The organism is Massilia scottii, from assembly GCF_030846495.1.
Taxonomy (GTDB): Bacteria; Pseudomonadota; Gammaproteobacteria; order Burkholderiales; family Burkholderiaceae_D; genus Telluria_A; species Telluria_A violaceinigra.
Window position 1 is genome coordinate 1 of sequence record NZ_JAVCWM010000072.1, and the last position, 1,367, is coordinate 1,367.

At 56.8% G+C, this 1,367-nt stretch carries 1 protein-coding gene; it reads right to left on the bottom strand.

Annotated elements, in window-relative coordinates:
- Nucleotides 1-13: 13 nt before the first annotated feature.
- A complete protein-coding gene (locus tag RBA41_RS33315) occupies nucleotides 14-1,342 on the bottom strand; it encodes an IS4 family transposase (protein ID WP_306628633.1) in 1,329 nt (442 codons plus the stop codon).
- Nucleotides 1,343-1,367 lie beyond the last annotated feature (25 nt).

The following is a 1,367-nucleotide window of genomic DNA, read 5'->3' on the forward strand; positions in this document are numbered from 1 at the left end:
TAATGCCGTTAAGTTAAGCGCTTGACTTCAATCTGGTTGCCGGATATCTCTGGGCTTTCGCTTTTACGACCCGGTCGAATTTCCGATCGGGTCGATGAGTCTTCAGATCAAGCACCAGCCGCTCCCGCAGACGGCTTAACGTGGCGGGGAGTTTTCCTTGCGCCTGAGTTGCTGCGGCGATGAACAACTCATATTGAATCGTGCGCAGTGCCAGCACAAAGCTGATGTCGGTAGGCTGGCACTTCGCTTCGAGAGCGGCCTTGGCGATTTCAATTCGCAACAAATTGTAGGCGATGAGTGCGCCCCAGATTTCCTGCATCGTCCCGTCGACTGTCATGCTGCGTAAGGTATGCGCCGTTCCCAGCATGGTCTGCTTGAGCTCGCGATAGCTCGTCTCGATTGCCCAGCGGCGCCAGTAGCAGTCGACGATTTGCTTGGCTGTGATGGCTTTTTTATCGGTGAGCGACGTGAGTAAATATTTCAAATCGCCGGTGCCGGCGCCGATGCGCACCGCGCGGGCACGCCATGAAGCGGGCAGCGTCGGATCCTTGCGCATGGCCGAGTCAGAGACCTCCATCTCGACAAGCCCGTCTTCCACTGTTCCCTCGATGAGCTTCCAACGTGTATTACTCTTCGCCGGAATCAGATAGTGACGACAATGTCCCTGCCCAGCCAAATTGCACAGTATTTCTGCTGACAAAAAGCCCGAGTCAAAGATGGTGAGGGAGCTGTTTGGCACGCTGACGATCAACTCCTTGGCGAAGCTCGCTTCACTCGTCGCGTAGGGCCCAAAACGGGCATCGAGGACCAGATGTGTCGGTACGGCAGTCAGTGTGACGCCCTTCGCTTGTGGGTAACTGGCCACACTCCCTTTGGCATACTTCTGGGCGCCGAAGTGTGCGCGGTTGGCCTCGCTCTCGGCAAGACGCAAGGTCGTGCCATCCATGGCAAAAAGACTCATCCCGTGAAACAAATAGGCTGAGTGATCTTCCTGACTCCATGCCTGGGCCGAGCATTCAAACAGCCAACGTAGTGGTTCGGGCCCGAGTCGCTGGCGCGCCTGGCACACCGCGCTGGCCGTGACGCACACGCCTTCCAATTCCGGGACGGCCAGATCCAGGTCTTCGAGTACTTCCTTGATTGACAAATGGCGATACAGGGCCAAAGCGATGACCAGCCACACCACTTGCTGTGCAGGAAGGCGACGACGACGGATACTGGCCTTCCCTTTTGCTTCGAGGGCGGCTTCGATCCATTCGTACGGCAATTCTTTACCCAAACGCCTCCAATCTGGAGGGGAGCGCGGGAGGTCAATGGCAAGAGAGAGGGCATCTGAGAACATAGTCCCAGAAGTTAACACTTCTGGG